The sequence below is a fragment of the Stenotrophomonas sp. 220_Sma genome (assembly GCF_056487375.1).
The window spans coordinates 963266-979810 of the sequence record NZ_CM151348.1; the positions used below are offsets into that span (position 1 = coordinate 963266).

Sequence of the window (16545 nt, forward strand, 5' to 3'; positions counted from 1 at the left end):
GGTTGCCCAGGTATCGCATGGGATTGCCTAGGCACTGGATACCTAATCCGGTGGTTCACCTTTGGAATCAGTAGGTTAGCCGAGGTGGTGACGCCGCAGGTGACGCGAAGGGGGCGCATCGTGCCTTACGCTACAGGGGGCGACCCCCTACGGGGGGTGATCGCGCCGTTCCAAGTAGTTGGATACTCCTTCGGAAATTTGCCGCAAACCTTTCGACCACCTCTGTCACTTCGAGGAGACGTTATGTACGCCCGCCGATACACGATAAGAACCGCTACCGCGATCACCGTCCTGGCCTTAGTGCTCGCAGGACTCCCTGCCGCGTACTTTCAGACCGGCGTAAGGAGCGCTGAGGAGTTGCGTTCCTGGAACGAGCAGATCATCGAGAACGACGCCTCGCCGCAGGTGTTGGTTGATGAGGCGGTGCGGACGTTTGACGCCGCGACGAATGACCTCATCAGCAACCGCAATTCCCGCAACCTGTTTCTCCAGCTCGCTTTGGGCATCCCGGCGCTCGCTTGGATTGGTGCGGGCGTGGTGCTATGGGTCATCAAGGATGGGACGGAGGTCTAGTCCGCCGCAGTGGCACCCAAGGAGGACAGAGGAACACCCCAGGAGTGCATAGGAGAACTGTAGCTCTACTTGATGGTGAATACCAATGAATAGAACTCTATAGTCCTGCTAGAGTAATACTTAGGTCTTACTATGATAGCACCCTTGTCAAGCCCTCCCAGTGCTCCGTGGTCGAATAAACTTAGCGGTTGGCATAGACATTACAACGAGCATCTATGGCATCGCTCAATACCCTCCTCATTCGCTTGGCGGCGCTGGTCACTGTCCTCTCGCTGGTCTGTGCTGGAGTGCCCGCCGCATATCAGCACGCGAAGCTTCGAGCAGCACGGGAGCTGGTCGAACGTACCCGCGAGGTCATAAACGATGACACGACCGCGTACAGCGTGGTGGCCGATGCGGTGCCAATTCTGGATTCTGCACTGACTGAGGCCGCGCAGCACGAGCACATGAGAGGCCTACTCGTGGAATTCACGATTGGCGTCCCGCTGATCGTTTGGTTTGTCGTCTTGGCTGTAATGTGGTGGTTCAAGGATGAAGAATTGGCGTGATAGCTGAACTGTTCACTTTCAGGTAGAGTCGTTTCCTGTCTTTTAACTGGCCGTCGTGTACGGTACGAACCGTTTGGGGAACGTAGGCGTGGGAGAACGCGCGATGGCTACGGATGCATACAGCCAGGGTCGGCTCGGCTCGTTGTTGGTCATGGAAGATGATCCTGACCTCTCAGGGATGTTGAAGGAAATCCTGGCGATGCAGGGTTACGAGGTCGATGTGGTCGCCTCCGCTGCCGATGCATTCGACCGCATAGAGGCGAAAGCATTTCACGCGGCGATCTTAGACATCCAGACGCAGGACGGAGCATCAATGTCCGTCGCCGATTACCTGCTGTCGCACCGAATTCCCTACATGTTCGCGTCCGGGGTGCCGAACCCGCAGCTCCCTGACGCTCACCAGTGGGCGACCTTTCTCCCGAAGCCGTACCGCATCAAAGAACTCATGAGCGCCCTTGATAGGACTCGCCAAATCGGCATTCCTGTTTAGGCGCGTCCATGCGCCAGTAGTTCAGGTCCGGCGTTTTAGGAAACGCTTTGTAACCGTGTCGTAGGTCTGCACCGGAGGACCGCTGTAGAGGTCCGTCGAGCAGGCCATGAGGACTGCTTCGGTCGCGTTGTGGCCTGCCTTCATGGCGGCCAGGGCAATCGCACCACCACTACCGGCGACGAGGAAGTCGCGCCGGAGGTCGAGAGGGAGACCGTCGTGGTAGAAGGCCACCGGGTTGTCCCGCAGGCCGACCACGAGGATCGTGTACTCGCCCTTGGTCAGTTCGTCGAATCCCTCCGACAGCTCGCGCACGGCTCGCTGGATGTGGGAAGTGGTGCCCGCGCCGAACACCACCAGGTCGCGCCCGGTGGTGTCGGTGGTGCGGTAGAACTTCTCCTCCTCGTACCGCAGATCACCAGCGGTGACCTGCGAGTCGATAGCAACGAGCCGGCCGTCAAAGGCCAGCGTGGTCACTGCTTGATGTGCTCCCGCCAGTAGCTCGGGGTGAACGCAGCCCACTCGATGTCGTTCACGTCATCCCACAGGCGCTCCGCGGCATTCCGCAGGTGCTCCCACAGGCCGCCGAGGACGACGTAGGGCAGCGCCAGGAACACGACGACGAACAGCCAGCCGGTGTAGGTGCGACGGGAGGTCTCGCGCAGGCGCTCCAGGAGCCACTGCGAGGCGAGGGCAATGCGTAGCGCTACGTACCCCTTAGCGCGCTCGTAGGCGCGCACCAGGCGCTCGCTGGCGCGGTTGTAGATGGTCTTGAAGTTCATGGGTTCCGGTTAGGTGTTGCGGATGGTTGCCAGGGCCTTCGCGTAGAGCGCGTCCCAGGTGTCACGGTGCGGCTTGCCCGGCCGCCAGTTGCGGACGTAGTAGTCCCATGCGGCCTGGGGGTTACCCAGGGCGGGCAGCGGACGCGGATCGGTGAACAGCAGCAGGCGAGCGAACGCACAGGCGAGCACGTCGTCGGAGGCGAGCGCCTCGTTGACCGCAGCGGTCGAGGGACGCTCCAGACGCGCGGAGACGAGCTGTGAGGCGCGTGCGGAGGTCGCCGGGTGACGGAGTACACCTGCGGTGCCGCCGCCCGCCTCGAACTGCCAGAAGCCGCGTGCGGGGCCTTTGATCTGCCTGCGGTGCTCGAAGCGAGATTCCTGGAGACCAATGGCGAGCAGCATGACCTTCGCTTCGGGAGTGAAGGCCACGCCGGGGAGCAGCCGGGCCGCCGCGGGGATCAGGTTGTCCCTGACCTCCACGAGGCTCGGCAGCTTTGCGTCGGTCATACCGGCGCGTAGGGGTTCGACTGGCCGCCCTGGGTGTGGCAGCAGGGAGCGTGGTTGCAGTCGCACGGCGTTACCGGCGCGGGTGCGCTCGGGCCGTCGTTGTCGTCGTCGTTCTTGCGGCGCAGGAACAGGTACAGCAGGCCAGCGGCGGCGAGCGCCATCAGCCACGCAGCGAGCGTGTTGGACATTGGGTCTCCTACAGGATGTCGAGGTAGTTGTCGGGTGACGGCATGCGGCCGGTCACGGACTGGATGAAGGAGGCGTACTCGCGGTCGAGCAGCTCCTCCAGGTAGCGCTGCTCCTCCTTGGACACGTCTCGGGAGAGCTGGTCGGCCCAATACTTCACGGCCATCGCCAGCGCTTCGAGGCGGTCGTCGTGGCGCAGTGCGCCGCGGTCGCGCGTGATGCGCGTCAGCTGGTAGCACAGCTGGTACTTCTGTTCGGACTTCTGATCGGCGCGGATGATCGAGGCATCGACCACCAGGCGGTGCTGGTTCAGCACCGGCTCCAGCACGTCGATGATTCGGTTCTCCTTCGAGGTGCCGTAGTGCTTCACCTCCTCGATGGAGCACGGGTACACGCGCGCCAGGACGCCGGAGAGCATCTTGGCGAACATGCCGTCACCGAAGTTCGCCTCAATGAGGACTGCGGAGACCTTCTCGGCGCGCGCGATGTGCGCCAGGGTCTCCAGCGTGTCGTCGTCGTAGCCGCCCTTGGTCGCACCAGCGCGGCGCGCGTAGAGCATGCCGCGAAGCATGCCGACGACCGCGTAGCCGGTTTCGTCGCCACCTCGGCCCGAGGGGTCGATGGCGAGTACCTTGCCGGTGAACTCCTCCATTTCCGAGGCGAGGTACATGGGCCGGTACAGGCGGTCGCCAGTGAAGCCCACGGACGGGATGTCGCTGACGATGTACTCCGGGCCGCTGCTGTAGACCACGCGGATCGGAGCGACCTCGCGGTCCACGTCCATCACGATCAGGTCGGACAGCTTGAGCGGGTACTTCTCGGCGTCGGACAGCGACGCATCGAGCATGAACTGGAGCATGAAGCCGGAGCGTCCGTAGGACGCCTCGCGCTCCATCAAGTCCTCATCGGAGAAGCGGACGCTCTCGCAGTTCTTCCAGGCGAGCTTGGGGTTCGCGTCGAACGCATCGGCGATCATCGGCGCGAGGCGGTCGCCGTACACCTGACGGTGCTTGGTGTCCTTCGGGTAGCGCGCAGGCCAGATGCGGATGACGTAGCCGCGCTCGGGCAGCTTGTTGTAGAGCGACTCCTCGGTCTGCGGAGTGCCGAGGTAGATGATCTCGCCGCCAGGCTTGAGCACCGCGTCGAACTCCTTGACCAGCTCGGCGAGCTTCTCGCGCTGCACGACGGTCATGGAGTTCTTTGGGACTTCGATGTCGTCCGCGATGATGGTGTCGGCGCGGGAGCCGGTGAGCTGGCCGTTGATGCCGACCGACTTCACCGAGGGCGACTGATCGGGCTGCGCGGGACCGACATCGAACGCCAGGTTCGAGTTGCGCTGGTCGGGACGCGGGCGCAGGTGTTGCAGCTCAGGCAGGGTTTCGATCAGGCGCTTGACGAACACCGAGAACGCATCGGCGCGTTCCTTCGATGCCGAGACCACCATGATCTTGTGCTGGGGGTCTTTCCAGAGGAGCCAGCAGACGTAGGCGGCCGTCACCCAGGACTTGCCGACGCCGCGGTACGCCATGATGACGCGACGGCGCGGGCCGGTTTTCAGGAACTCGCAGATGTCGTACTGGATCGGAGTGGGGCTTGGTAGCCCCAGCTCCTTCCAGACGTACCAGGCGAAGTTGCGGAAGTCCTCGAAAGGGTGACGAACGTGGAGGCTCGTCATGCCCTCCATCAGTTCAGCCGCCCATCCTCAGCGGGATCGAACGGGAACTCGGACACCTTGTCGGCCAGCTTGCCCAGCGGTGAGCCGGGCGGCGTGGCCGCAACGTCGATGCCGTTGTCCTTGAGAAACTGCCGGGCCACGTTGAGGATCGAGGCCAGGCCCTTCGCGTCCGACTCCATCGAGTCGATGGTGTCGGCGAGCTTGTCAGCGACTGCGGCGTGCAGTCGCTCCAAGGCATCCTTGGGGGCGGTCACTTGTTGACGACGCGGTTCAGTACGGTCTCCAGCGCGGACGTGCCGAGCGACGCCAGGATGCACGCGAGCGCGACCTGGGCGACGAAGGAGACGCCGGGGATGAAAATGACGATGGCACCAGCGGCAAGGCCGGTAGCGCCAGAGAGGATTGCGCGGCCGAGCGCCTGCTTCCAGGTGATCGGATCGTTCGACGTGAGCATCTTTGCGATGCCCACGATGAGGCCGACGCCCGCGAGAGCGCCGACCAGCTTCACTTCATCGTGCATTAGGTCTCTTGTAGGTGGTGGATGCGTTAGAGCGGACGACCGAAGCTGTACTCGTAGTTGCCGGTCAGGGTGATCTGCGTGACGCCATCGGTGACGACGACTGTGAACTGCCCCATGCGGGAGGTGTTCCGCCCAGAGGCGGTCACAGTGCCACCGAGGCCGCTGCCGGAGATCGACGCGCCGCCTGTGACGGAGCGGGAGACCACGGAGTAGTTGCCGGTGCCGCCCGAGCAATAAACGCTGAACGACTCGCTGACCGTGCCGTTGGTGGACTGAGGCCAGTTACCCATCAGGTAGCTCGGCGACAGCGATGCTTGGAACGGCGTCGCCTTGACCGCGTTGTAGAACTGCGAGGCGTAGATCGGGCCGCTCGTGGGGACGCCGTAGTTGGCCGGAACGTCGGGCACCAATCCACGTCCTCGGTAATACTGGTCCGCGTAGATCGGGTAGCCGCCGCCAAACTCGGCGCGGATCATTTCCCAGGAGATAGGGCCGGAGCCGGGGAGGGCCATCAGGCACCTCCCCCAAGGTCCGCGACGCGCTTACGCAGCGCCTGCACCTCAGCGATAAGGAAGGGAATAGCCTTCTCCCACTGGATCGTCTTGATGCCGTTTGCGTGCGTGGCGACCATCAACGAGTAGACCTCCTCGGCCTCCTGCGCGATGCCGCCGACCTCGTGATCCGCGCTCGGGTGGAACGTGGGATTCAGCTCGGCGATTGCCTTGGCATCCCAATCGAACTCGCGTACACGGAAGCGGTCGAAGAAGTCGGCCACCTTGGAGGCCGAGGCGTCCACGATGTTCTTCTTTAGACGCGCATCGGACGCATAGGCGACGATGTTGCCCGTGGCGACCCAATTGTTGCTGCCGTCGCGGTAGGCGCACCACGAGAAGGCGTTGCTGGCGAGGAAGCCGTGGTTGTTGTCGTTGCAATGGAGCCAGTGCGTGGTCCCGTTGTCGGAGTCGTAACAGGTGATGGTTGGCGAGTAGCTCTCCAAACGGAGGTCGCCACCGCTACCGCCTGGGCCAGCGATAAGGAATCCCTTGCCGCCGTAGGTGCGAACCCAGGTGCTGTCCTGCATCCAGATGCCGCCGCCGTGCGCTTCCGAGTACCAGCCGGTGCCGGACTGCTGGGAGCGGAACCAGCCAGCGTTGAGGTAAATCTGATCGCCGACCGTCAGGCGGCCCGCAATGTTCGCAGCACCGTTCCAGTACAGGTTGTACCAGCTGTTCGTGTTCACGCGGGTGATCGAGCAAACGTCATCGCCAGCGCCGTTCGTTCCGTGGATGTACGCGGTTCCCGCTGCACCCATGCCGGTCAACCGCAGCGGCGCGCCATAGGCCAGAGTGACCTGCCCGGTGAAGGTTGCGCCACCCAGGCTCGCCTTGCCGTCCAGTGCGGACTGGAGGCCGCTGACGTTTGCGATGGTGTGCGTGTGACCGGCGTCGGCCTTTCCTGCCGGGTTGAAGTTCGCCGAGGTCCAGACGGTGCCGCCAGCGTTGAGGGACGCGACGCCACCCGTGCCATCGCCGAATCGGAACTCCAGCGAGTTCGCAGCTGGCGGCACGTACACATAGCGATCCAGCGACCCCAGGTACATGACGCCGGACGTGGCCTCGCCGCCAAATCCCTGCACACGAATCTGCCCGGAGGCGAACGTCTTGACGCCACCGATGGACTGATCGTCGGTCACGTTGACGACGTTGGCGATCTCGGCGGCGGTATGCGTGTGGCCGATTGCCGACTTCCCGTCGAGCGCCGCTTGCAGCCCGGTTACGTTTGCGATGGTGTGCGAGTGGGACGCCGCCGCTTTGCCGTCGAGCGCGGACTGGAGGCCGGTCACGTTGGCGATGGTGTGCGTGTGCGTCGCCGCCGCCTTGCCGTCGAGCGCCGTCTGCGTCGCGGTGCTGATCGGCTTGTCGAGGTCGGCGGTATTGTCCACCTTGTCGAGGCCGACCTGCGCCTTGGTGTGCGTGTGGGTGCTCGGCGGGTAGGTCGTCGGCTTCCCGGTGACGTGGGTGTTGAAGTCCACGTCGTCGCGGGTCGCCAGCGCGCCCAGGCCGCCGATGTCGCCAGCCACGAGGGTCACGTCGCCCTGCTTACCGGCGACGCTGGTGACCTGATCGGTGTTGTCGATCTTCTCCCAGGTAGCGCCGTAGAGCGCCTGGTCGCCGACTCGCCAGTGGATGTCGCCCACAGTGCCTTCGCCGACCACCTTGTAGAAGTGACCCTTCACCGGGTTGGCCGGGAACGCACCAGTGCCGGCATCCCACGATCCCATGTAGACCAGCGAGCCAGTGACGGCAGCCTGCGCCTGGGCGGCCCAATGCTTCGCCGAGAACTCGCCCGGCGAGACCTCGGTGCCCTGCGGCGCGTTCGCGTACAGGCCAGCCTTGTCGCGGGCAGCCTCGGCAGCGGCCTTGGCCGACGATGCGGTCTGCGCCGAGATCGAGGCGGCAGACGCCGAGCCGGACGCAGCGGAGGCATGACCGGCTGCGGTGGTCGCCGAGCCAGCAGCCTCGCCAGCCTTGGTCGCCGCGGCGGACGCCTGGGCTTCCGCCCGGTTGGCCTGGGTGGTCGCCTGAGTGACCGAGGTCGCTGCGGCGGTCGCGCTGTCGGCGGCTGCGGCAGCCGATGCTGCGGCAGCGGTGGCGTCAGCTTCCGCGCGGTCGGCCGCGTCGGTCGCATAGCCCAGGATGGTCTGCGCCTGATCCCGTGACGTGGCGGCAGCAGTCGCCGCTGCTTGCGCGTCGGAACGCGCCTGACCCGCTGCGGTGGCCGACGTGCCCGCCTGGCTTGCGGAGCCAGCCGAAGCCAGCGCCGAGGTGGCCGAGGCCGTCGCCGAAGCGGCGGCGTCCACTGCGGAGCTTGCCGCCTCGGTCGCGCTGTCGGAAGCCTCGGCCGCCTTGGCAGCAGCGAAGGTCGCCGCGTCGGCGGTGGCCTGCACGTCGTCGTCGATGCTCGCGGCGGATTCCGCAGCGCGCACGGCGGATGCTTCGGCAGCGTCGGCGAAGCCAGAGGCGTCATCTGCGGACGCCTGCGCGGCGTTCGCCATGCCGGTTGCCACGGACACCAGGTCGCGCACCTGCACGACCGAGCCGGTCAGCTCGTCGGTCAGCCCGGCCACGTCCTTCTGGAGCTGCGGGAACGAGGGGAGGGTGTGGTTGTTGCCCAGGCCGTCCGTCACGACGACGGTGCCTTCCTCCTGAGTCAGCAGCGCGATCATCTGATTCTCGCGCCGGTTCCAGCGGTCTACCAGCGTCGAGAGGCGCGAGGCCAGCTCGGCGTTGGAGACGTAGCCGGGGGTAGTGCTCATGCGGTGCTTGGGTTCTCTCTGAGGGTTATCGGATGCCGAAGGCGAAGCCGCCAATCGACGTGATGAGGTAGTTCGGGTAGGCCGGGGCGTCGTAGCCGTGGACCTGCGGAGGCGGGCTGGATGCGCGGCACCGCACGCGGAATGCGCGGGCACCGCCTGTCCATGCGCCGGACGCCGAGAGCGTCACCGACTGCTCGTAGGTGTAGAAGTTGGACGCAGTGAAGGTGTTGCCGTCGCCGCCCATCTGCTGAATCAACGCGCGGTACATCGGCGGCTCGTGCGAGGCGATGACGACCCACACAGAGTCGCGCAGCTCCTCCAAGATGACGTGCAGCCCGTAGACGCGCGTGTTCGCGGTGACGGTCACCGACACGGAGGGCGTATGACCCTCGCCAGCCAGCACCGGAGCGCCGAGCCAGAACTCGTGGATCGCCACCCAATCGCCGAGCGGGATGAAGTTGTTGCCCGCCTGGTAGCAGAGGCTCGTTGCCCCGGTCCACCACACGCCGGTCGCCGACTGGAACTGCCCAACGATGTTGGGAGCATTGACGCGGCCTCGGAAGAACGCGCCGCCGTTGCGGTCCACGTAGAACACCGCGTTGTTGGCGTTCTTCGCGCCGGAGCCGACCCACAGGGGCCAGTCGCCGAGGTTGGAGATTTCCACGCGGAACTCGGCAGCGTTGACGATGTTGCCGTTGCCGTCGAGGGTGTGGGTCTTGAACGTGCCGCCGTTGATCGTGCCTGCGTTTGCCGTGAGCGCGGCCAGGGAGTTCACCCTGATCTTGTCCGCAGTGATCGTCCCGTCCACCACCAGCGCACCCTGGATGCCCACGGTGGACTGGCCGCCGACAGTGCCGATCACGAACGGATACTTGATGCTCGCCAAGGTGCCGCCCGAGGTGTACTGCGGGTGGACGAAGGCGAAGCGATCCGCGGTGACGATGAAGTCGCTGCCGGTCTGCGGGTTGGCGGAGAGGGCGATACCGGCGACCACGGGGACGCCGTTGATGGTGCCCGCGTTGATCTTGACCGAGTAGTTGGCCTGCCACTGACCGTACATGCCGGAGTGCTGCCCGGCGACCACGTTGAACTCCTGCCGGATGGTGGCGAAGTCGCCGTCCTTGAACGCCTGGACCTGCGTGGCCGCGATGGCCTGTGCCTGCTCGGCGGTGATCTTGGTGGTGTTGAGCTGCTGCACCAGCGCGCCGGTCGGAGAGGTGACATCCAGGTCGGCCTTGCGCCAGCCGGTGCCATCCCAAATCTGCGTCAGGTACGCGCCGGTCTGCACGGTCTTGACCCAAAAGGTCGGAACCTTGAAGCCGCCAGCGGGCGGGGAGGGCTGCGCGTCCGAGAAGATCGTCGGCGCGGTGCTGGTCTCCAGCGTGGATACCTGGGAAGCCAGGGCTTCGCGCGCGGACGCTTCGGTGTCGATGCGCTGCTCGAAGGCGGCCGAAACCGCCGACACCTGGCCGTCGATCTCATTGGCAATCCCCTGCGGCACGTTCGCGCCGTAGCTGGCCGCCATCTGCTGTCGGAATGCCGTGTTGGCACCCTCGGCGTCCGTCAGGGCTTCGGTGGTCTCGGCCAGGCCAGCGATGTTCTCGCCGTGGCGGACTACTGCCGTCTCAACGTCGGACACGCGGGCCTTGGTTGCGTCAACCTCGGCCATGACCGCGGTGCGGACCTGCGCCGCGCTGTCCTCGATCTCTGCGCCGAGGCGCTGCTCGGTGGCCGCACGCGCCGCTTCGGTGGTGCTCTCCACCTCGTCGATGCGCTGGTTGAGCGCTGCGGAGATCGTCTTGCCGTTCTCGACCACCTGGCCTTGCAGCTCGGTGATCGCCTCGACGCGCGCGGAGCGCTCGTCAGCGATGGCGCGATTGACCTCCAGGAATCGTGCCTGGCTACTTTGCTCGCCGTAGTCCACCCGCGCGAACAGGTCGATGATCTGCTGCGCGATGACCTTGTTGCCTTCGGTCAGCAGTCCGATCTCGTGGGTGGCCGTGCTGATCTTGTCGCCATAGTCGCGCTGCACGTCGAAGAACTCGTGCGAGCGCATGATTTCCTCCAGGATCGCCTCGGCGTTCACGTCGATAAGGTCGATGCGGGTCAGCAGGTCTTGCAGTGCTGGCGAGCGGAGGAGCTGCTCGATGATTGCGTTGAGGTCCGGGTCGCCACCGGGGTTACCGGGGCCGCCACCGGGGAGGCCGCTGCCACCACCGAACTCGGCGAGTTCCTGGTGTGCGTACAGCAGTTGGCGGAACGACTTGGACAAGTCGCGCGCCGGGAGGTTTGCGCCTTCCTTGTAGTTGACCAGGAGGGCGTCAATCGGCGTGAATCGCCGGATGGTCACAGTGTAGGGTGCGTCGAGCACGCCATCCTGCGACGGAATCTCGATGGTGCTGGCGTCCACCCACGACACGGAGACAGCGCGGGCCGCGTCCGGTTCACCGACGAACGCCCGGATGTGTTCGCGGGCGATGTACGGGAACGGCACGGTGAACCGCGTAGGGCCTCCCTCGTAGGTGTAGAGCACGAAGGAAAGGCCGCGCGATAGTTCGATCATGCGTCCTCAAAAAGGTGGAGGCCCCGAAGGGCCTCCTGGTTACGGTCGATCAGTCCCGTCCTTGCGGTCAGGGAACTGCTGTAGGGCTTGATCCGCGATGTTGCGGACGCCCGTCATGTTGTTGAACCACCAAATCTTCCAGAAGTCGCGCATCTGCTTCTCGGTGATCTCCTCATCGTCGCGGATGGCCGAACCGATCATCCGCGTGCTGCCGTAGACCTTGTTGAACAGGTCGATGGACGGGATGCCCATCACGCCGTTCTCCAGGCCGGTCGAGCGGTTGTTGGCGAACACCGGGTCGTTACCCAAGGCGTCCGCCCACACGGCGTCGGTGACCGCGGGGATCACGTTCGACCAGCTCGATTGCGCGACAGCGTTCTTGTAGAAGTTCTCCTGCGTCAGCTGCTTCTTCCGCTGTTCGGGGTTGCCCGCAGTGTTGATGTACGTGCGAGCCGCCCAGCCCATGCCTGCTGCCGAAGTGGACAGCACGACCATCGCGTAGGTGCGCCAGTCGTCGTAGTGGTGGACGGAGTTCAGGAAGTGGCGGGTGTAGCTGTTGACCATGAAGCTGCGGAACTGCGTGACGATGCGGCCGGTGGTGGAGTGCATCAGCTCGATGCTGTCCGAGGCGTCACCTTCGAGAACCTGGTGTCGCGTCACGCGGAACAGGAAGGCCGCCATGCGCTCGCGCGTCTGGAACGGCAGCTTGTCCGGGTCGATCTGCTCGATCTGCCGCTTGCCTTTGAGGTAGCCGAACACGTCGGCCTGGGCCTTCTCGTCGAGGCCCCAGGTGCGCAGGCGGGCCACTTCGGCGTCCGACAGCTTCTTGGCGTTCGCCATGTCCAGCAGCCGCAGCAGCGTGGCGCGACCGGCGATGCGTTGGAGCATCGTGTTGATCGGGGCCATGCCGGATGCGACCGAGGTGACGTGCGTCGCCATGTTCATCGCGTTGTCGATCTTCTCGCCGTGCTTGACGTTGAACGTCTGCGGCACTAGCGCATCCTCGTCCAGGCGCAGGAACGGCGGGTTGCGCAGCCAGTCGGTGCCGGGTGCGAACAGCCGCTCCATGACGCGCGCCTCCTGCGAGGACAGCTTGCCGTCAGCGCCGCGCACCAGGAAGTCGCGGGCGGCACCCACGGAGTTCCAGAAGTTGCGGAGACCGGCATGCGCGATGGTCGGGCCAAGCTCGGCGAACAGCGAGAAGCCGACCTGGTTCATCACGCGGGCGAAGTTCCAGTTGCGCAGGAACCGCGCGTAGCGTGCGCCTCGGCTGGCGGGATCGAGTTCGGTGCTGCGGCCGAAGGTGGACTTGAGGCCGATGTCGATCAGGCGCTCGATGTCCTTCACGTCGTCGCCGGACTTGCGGGCGTCGCTCTTGAGCTTCGACACGAAGCGGTCGAGCTGTGCGCGGTTCTTGATGCCAGCCTTCGACGACAGCGCCGACCAGCCGGTGATCTCGCGCATGTAGCGGGTCATCACCGAGTCCACGTCGTTGTCGAACAGGTCGGCCATCGAGACCTGCACGTCCTCGCCAGCCTCGTTGCGGATGGTGGTGGAGTAGGTCTCGTCGAGGTCGATGCGCTTCTTCGCGCGGTCGAGCTTGCCCGACTCGTAGGTCTTGCGCTCCAGCTTGGACAGTAGCTCTTGCGACCGCACGGGCGAGACGCCCGCCTCGGTCAGCATGTTGCCGATCTCCTCGACCGAATCGCTGTCCAGCGGGCGGACCAGCAGGTCCATCCCGTCGCCCTCGAAGTTCGCTTGGGCGCGCTTGAGGTAGGAGCGTGCAACCGCCCCGAGCAGCTCGTCGTCGATCTCGTCGCCTTCGTCGGTGGTGGCCTCCCAGGCGCGACGCATGGCGGGCTTGATGAGCTGCTCGATCACGTCGTCCTGGTGAAGCTGCATCTCGCCGAACAGGCGCTTGAAGCCCTTGCCACTCCAGTAGCGCGGCAGGTAGCTGCCGTTCTGCGCCACGTTGGCGAAGCCGTCGAGGTTGCTGTCCTGCGCCAGCTTGAGCGCATCGCGCATCGCCTTGGCGACGCTGCCGGCCGCCTTGGCGGCTTCCGGTGATACGTCAGGCGCACCGCGCACGGCACGGCCGACCTCCTCGTTGAACTTTGCGCGCTCGGAGAAGTTCCACCAATGGGTGCCTGTCCGTTGCTTGTAGGCGTCCCATGCGGCGTTCACTCCGCTCCGCCATTCCGTCTCCATGACGGCCAGGTGGCGCTTGGCGAACTCGCTGGTGGACTCCTGGACCGCGACGGAGCGATCGGTGTAGCCGACGCCATCGCGGAACAGCAGGCGGCCCGCCTCGCGCACCAGCGGCGACTTGGCGCTACCCATGCGGGCAGCAAGGTCGCGGCGGACGGTGGCGAAGTGGGGCGTGATGTGCGCGTTGACCAGCGCCTTGTCGGTGAACTCCTGCTCGAATGCGCTCTCGTTGCGCAGCGGGAGGACGCCTGGCGTGAGGTCGTTGGCGGCGGTGCCTGCCACGCGGGCGGCGGACAGCGAGTCGTCACCGGCCAGCCGCTTCACCACGTCAGGCTTCACCTCGCCGTCGAACAGGGCACCCCGGCGAGCGCCGAGGGCACCACCGAACGCGAACGACAGGGCGGCGCTCTGCACGCCATCCGCGAGCGTCTGCTCGGGGTCGTAGGTGGAGGTTGCGGCCGACATCAGCGCGGAGGTGCCCGCAGCCTGTAGACCGGAACGCACCGCGTTGGCGAGGCGTCCGGCCTTGGCTGCGTACCCCAGGCCGCCCGTGGCGAGATCGAGGCCGGTTGCCACCGGGTCGGTGAAGCCGAGGGCGATCTGTCCGCCCAGGCCGAACTGCGCCAGGTCGTCGTCCGCCATCTGATTCATAAAGGCCACGGATTCCAGATAGGAGAGGTGCTCGTCGGACGTGGCCCGGCCGAACAGCTCCCACTGCTCCGGGCGCAGGCCCATCGACTCCCAGCGCTTGCGCGCGTCTGCGGGAATGCGATAGCCCTGCTGCGGCTCGTAGCCCAGCTCGGTGATGAAGCGGTCGATGAAGCCGATGCCGCCCTTTGCCTGGGCAGCGCCCCATCCGTCCCATACGGTCGTCTGATCCTTCCGGCGCTCCGCGGCCTCTCGCTGCTCCTTGCGCTCGCGCACGGCTTGCACGATGGGCTGCTGGGTTGCCGGCTTGACGATGTTCTCGTCTGCGCCGGGTAGGGATTCAAACATGCGGTCTTACTTCCTCGTCAGGTACTCCAGGAAGTCCTCGGGGACTGCCGGGGTGGTGGTGGTTTGCTTGGTGCCCGCGTTGGGAACCAGCGGCTTGGTGAGGTCGAACTTGGGCAGCTCGAAGGCGGGAGCCTCGGCGGCGCTGGCGTCGCGCTTGGCGATGGCCGCAGGGACTTCCGTGGTCGCCGACTGCGAGCGCAGGTCGCGGATGTTCCGGGACTGGTCCGCCCAGGTGGTGCGCTGCTCGACCCGACGACGCGCCTGGGATTCCGCAAGGTCTCCCTTCCAGCGCTGGTGCTGTGCCGCGATGGCACGCGGGTCGAAACCGATGGCGCGGCCGGTGTCCGGGTCAGGGATCAGCCAGTTGTCGGGGCCGACGATCTGCCACTGCCCCGGATTGCGGGGATTGGGCAGGGCCGACAGCTCATCCGGGTCGCGGCCGAGCTTGCGCGCGACCGTCTGGATCAGCTCGTCTACCGCTGGCTCGGCACCCTGCGGCATGCCGATGTTTGGCACGCGGCGGCCGTTGACGGTCGTGCGCTGGGCGTCGATCTGACCGACCGCTGCACGGATGGCAGCTTCGCCGGACACTCCGCCACGCGAGGCGATGCGCTCGGCTTCCTGGCGGATGCGGTGCAGCTCACGCGGGTCACGCGGCTTGCCGTCGATCTCCAGGTAGTCCTTGATGCCGGACTTCCAGGTGTCGTTGATGACCGAGCGGGCCTCCTCGACTTCCCGCTTCGGTTGCGTCAGGACGCGAGCGGCCTCCTGGTGAGACTGACCGCTGCGCCGGGTGTCGTAGAGGTACTGGTCCAGCATTGCGGCAGCCTCGCCGCCAGCGACCGTATCGGCGTACTTGGGCGAGACCTTGCGGAGCTGTTCGTACAGCGTCGCGGCGTTCTGGAAGTTCTCCTGGAACGCCGGGTCAGCGCGCTTGAGGATGCGTTCGAGCTGGGGGATGACGATGCCCTGCCGTGCCCACTTCTGGAGCACCTGGCCGCGTGCGGCCTGCGGGGTTTCCTCCCACTCCTTACCGGCCTGCTTCTTGAGGTCGGCGTCGCTGATCTCGTAGGGATTGCCCCCGGCTACCAGCTTGCGGATGCGCTCCTCTCGGGCGCGCTCCTTCGCTTCCTGCTCCCAGCGGCGAAGCGTCTGCTCCTGCTGGTTGTTCCAGTATCGCTTGAAGGACTGGAGGTCGCCACCGCTCAGGCCGAATTTACTGGCCCAGGTGTCGATGGTCTTGTGGGTGAGCTGGCCGCGATCCGCGAGGCCCTGGAGCGTCCACTCTGCCTCGGCCATCGCCTGCTTGCGTGCCTCGTCCTCGCGGTGTGCGATCACGCGGGCACCAGCGGCAGCCGCCGAGCGCAGCTCGTCGCCGTGCTCGGTGTTCATCAAGCCGGGCTGGCCGTCGCCGCGGTCCTGCTCCAGGAACGCCAGGATCGACTGAGGATCGCGGTTGCCTGCGGCCAGCTCCTCCTTGGCGGCCTCGACGTAGAGTTCGTCCACGTCGCGCTTGTTGAGATAGGCGTACTCCTCCTGGTCCAGCATCGCGTACAGGCCGTTCATGCCCTCGGAAGTGAGGAACGTGCCGCCCTTGATGCCGTCGCGGATGATCGCGGTCAGCGACTCCTTCTGCCGGACCAGCATTTCCCGCATCGAGTCGGCCTGCCACTGCTGGCGGACCTGCTGCGCGGCGCGCATGGCGACCGGCATCAGGGCCTTGCGGACCTGCGGGTCTTGGAACTCGGGGTTCTGCGTCAGCGCAGCCATCCGCTCCTTGATGAGCGGCTCGATGTCGGTGCCGGGTTCGGCCTTGGCGATCTCTTTGGCCGCTTCGATCTGCCAGTCGCGGACGCGGATGATGCCGTCTGCCTTGAGGTAGCCGCGACGCCATGACTCCGACTGCTGGGCAACGAAGTCCTCGGCCTGCCGGGGCGTACCCTCGGCGTCCTCCTGCATACGTTGGGTCGCCGCGGCGCTGTACTGCTCGCGGCTGTTTGAGATCATCTGCGAGTTGACGGAATCCGAGACGCGCGTCAGCACCGCAGCGGCGGTGCGAGAGAGGACACCGGCACCAGCGGAGGACGCTTGGTCAGCCTGCACCGCCAGAACGGGGCGCTCGGCGAGACGCTGCGGCACCTGCGCGCGGCGGATGATCTCTTGGGGTTTCGTGCGAGCCACGGG

Annotated in this window: 15 protein-coding genes; 3 read left to right on the forward strand and 12 right to left on the reverse strand. The window is 65.7% G+C overall.

The window, feature by feature from the left end:
* The first annotated feature begins 243 nt into the window (after window positions 1–243).
* The 3 genes from ACZLIB_RS04570 to ACZLIB_RS04580 all read left to right on the forward strand — a co-directional run bounded on the left by ACZLIB_RS04570 (window position 244) and on the right by ACZLIB_RS04580 (window position 1611).
* On the forward strand, window positions 244–573 hold the full coding sequence (locus ACZLIB_RS04570; protein WP_032961796.1) for a hypothetical protein: 330 nt from the start codon (window positions 244–246) through the stop codon (window positions 571–573).
* 215 nt (window positions 574–788) lie between these two features.
* The gene (locus tag ACZLIB_RS04575) at window positions 789–1121 is read left to right on the forward strand and encodes a hypothetical protein (RefSeq protein WP_032961798.1); all 333 of its coding nucleotides are present in this window, start codon (window positions 789–791) and stop codon (window positions 1119–1121) included.
* Between the two features lie 151 nt (window positions 1122–1272).
* Window positions 1273–1611 (forward strand): DNA-binding transcriptional response regulator, encoded by a 339-nt coding sequence (locus ACZLIB_RS04580; protein WP_157173538.1) that lies wholly within the window; start codon window positions 1273–1275, stop codon window positions 1609–1611.
* 21 nt (window positions 1612–1632) lie between these two features.
* Here ACZLIB_RS04580 and ACZLIB_RS04585 read toward each other — a convergent pair whose 3' ends face one another.
* From ACZLIB_RS04585 to ACZLIB_RS04640, 12 genes are all read right to left on the reverse strand, one after another.
* Window positions 1633–2085 carry a hypothetical protein gene (locus tag ACZLIB_RS04585; RefSeq protein ID WP_005412387.1) on the reverse strand — a complete coding sequence of 151 codons (453 nt, stop codon included), beginning with the start codon at window positions 2083–2085 and terminating at the stop codon, window positions 1633–1635.
* Complete coding sequence (locus tag ACZLIB_RS04590; RefSeq protein ID WP_005412388.1) at window positions 2082–2390, reverse strand: hypothetical protein; 309 nt, start codon at window positions 2388–2390, stop codon at window positions 2082–2084. Before ACZLIB_RS04590 ends, ACZLIB_RS04585 begins: the two co-directional genes overlap by 4 nt.
* A 9-nt stretch (window positions 2391–2399) precedes the next feature.
* Entirely contained in the window at window positions 2400–2897 is a 498-nt protein-coding gene (locus ACZLIB_RS04595; RefSeq protein ID WP_065426719.1) for a hypothetical protein, read from the reverse strand.
* Complete coding sequence (locus ACZLIB_RS04600; protein WP_005412390.1) at window positions 2894–3085, reverse strand: LPXTG cell wall anchor domain-containing protein; 192 nt, start codon at window positions 3083–3085, stop codon at window positions 2894–2896. Before ACZLIB_RS04600 ends, ACZLIB_RS04595 begins: the two co-directional genes overlap by 4 nt.
* 8 nt (window positions 3086–3093) lie before the next feature.
* Window positions 3094–4758 carry a phage terminase large subunit gene (gene terL, locus ACZLIB_RS04605; RefSeq protein WP_032961836.1) on the reverse strand — a complete coding sequence of 555 codons (1665 nt, stop codon included), beginning with the start codon at window positions 4756–4758 and terminating at the stop codon, window positions 3094–3096.
* Between the two features lie 8 nt (window positions 4759–4766).
* Window positions 4767–4991 (reverse strand): hypothetical protein, encoded by a 225-nt coding sequence (locus ACZLIB_RS04610; RefSeq protein WP_005412392.1) that lies wholly within the window; start codon window positions 4989–4991, stop codon window positions 4767–4769.
* 17 nt (window positions 4992–5008) lie between these two features.
* Window positions 5009–5278, reverse strand: coding sequence for a phage holin family protein (locus tag ACZLIB_RS04615; protein ID WP_005412393.1), 270 nt, complete (start codon window positions 5276–5278; stop codon window positions 5009–5011).
* Between the two features lie 26 nt (window positions 5279–5304).
* Window positions 5305–5790, reverse strand: a complete 486-nt coding sequence (locus ACZLIB_RS04620) for a hypothetical protein (RefSeq protein ID WP_126411773.1) — start codon at window positions 5788–5790, stop codon at window positions 5305–5307.
* A complete protein-coding gene (locus ACZLIB_RS04625) occupies window positions 5790–8594 on the reverse strand; it encodes a tail fiber domain-containing protein (RefSeq protein WP_005412395.1) in 2805 nt (934 codons plus the stop codon). Before ACZLIB_RS04625 ends, ACZLIB_RS04620 begins: the two co-directional genes overlap by 1 nt.
* A 25-nt stretch (window positions 8595–8619) precedes the next feature.
* A complete protein-coding gene (locus ACZLIB_RS04630) occupies window positions 8620–11157 on the reverse strand; it encodes a phage tail fiber domain-containing protein (protein ID WP_005412396.1) in 2538 nt (845 codons plus the stop codon).
* Between the two features lie 39 nt (window positions 11158–11196).
* Window positions 11197–14289 (reverse strand): hypothetical protein, encoded by a 3093-nt coding sequence (locus ACZLIB_RS04635; RefSeq protein ID WP_099470283.1) that lies wholly within the window; start codon window positions 14287–14289, stop codon window positions 11197–11199.
* A 78-nt stretch (window positions 14290–14367) separates the two neighbouring features.
* Window positions 14368–16542 carry a hypothetical protein gene (locus ACZLIB_RS04640; RefSeq protein ID WP_478469249.1) on the reverse strand — a complete coding sequence of 725 codons (2175 nt, stop codon included), beginning with the start codon at window positions 16540–16542 and terminating at the stop codon, window positions 14368–14370.
* Window positions 16543–16545 lie beyond the last annotated feature (3 nt).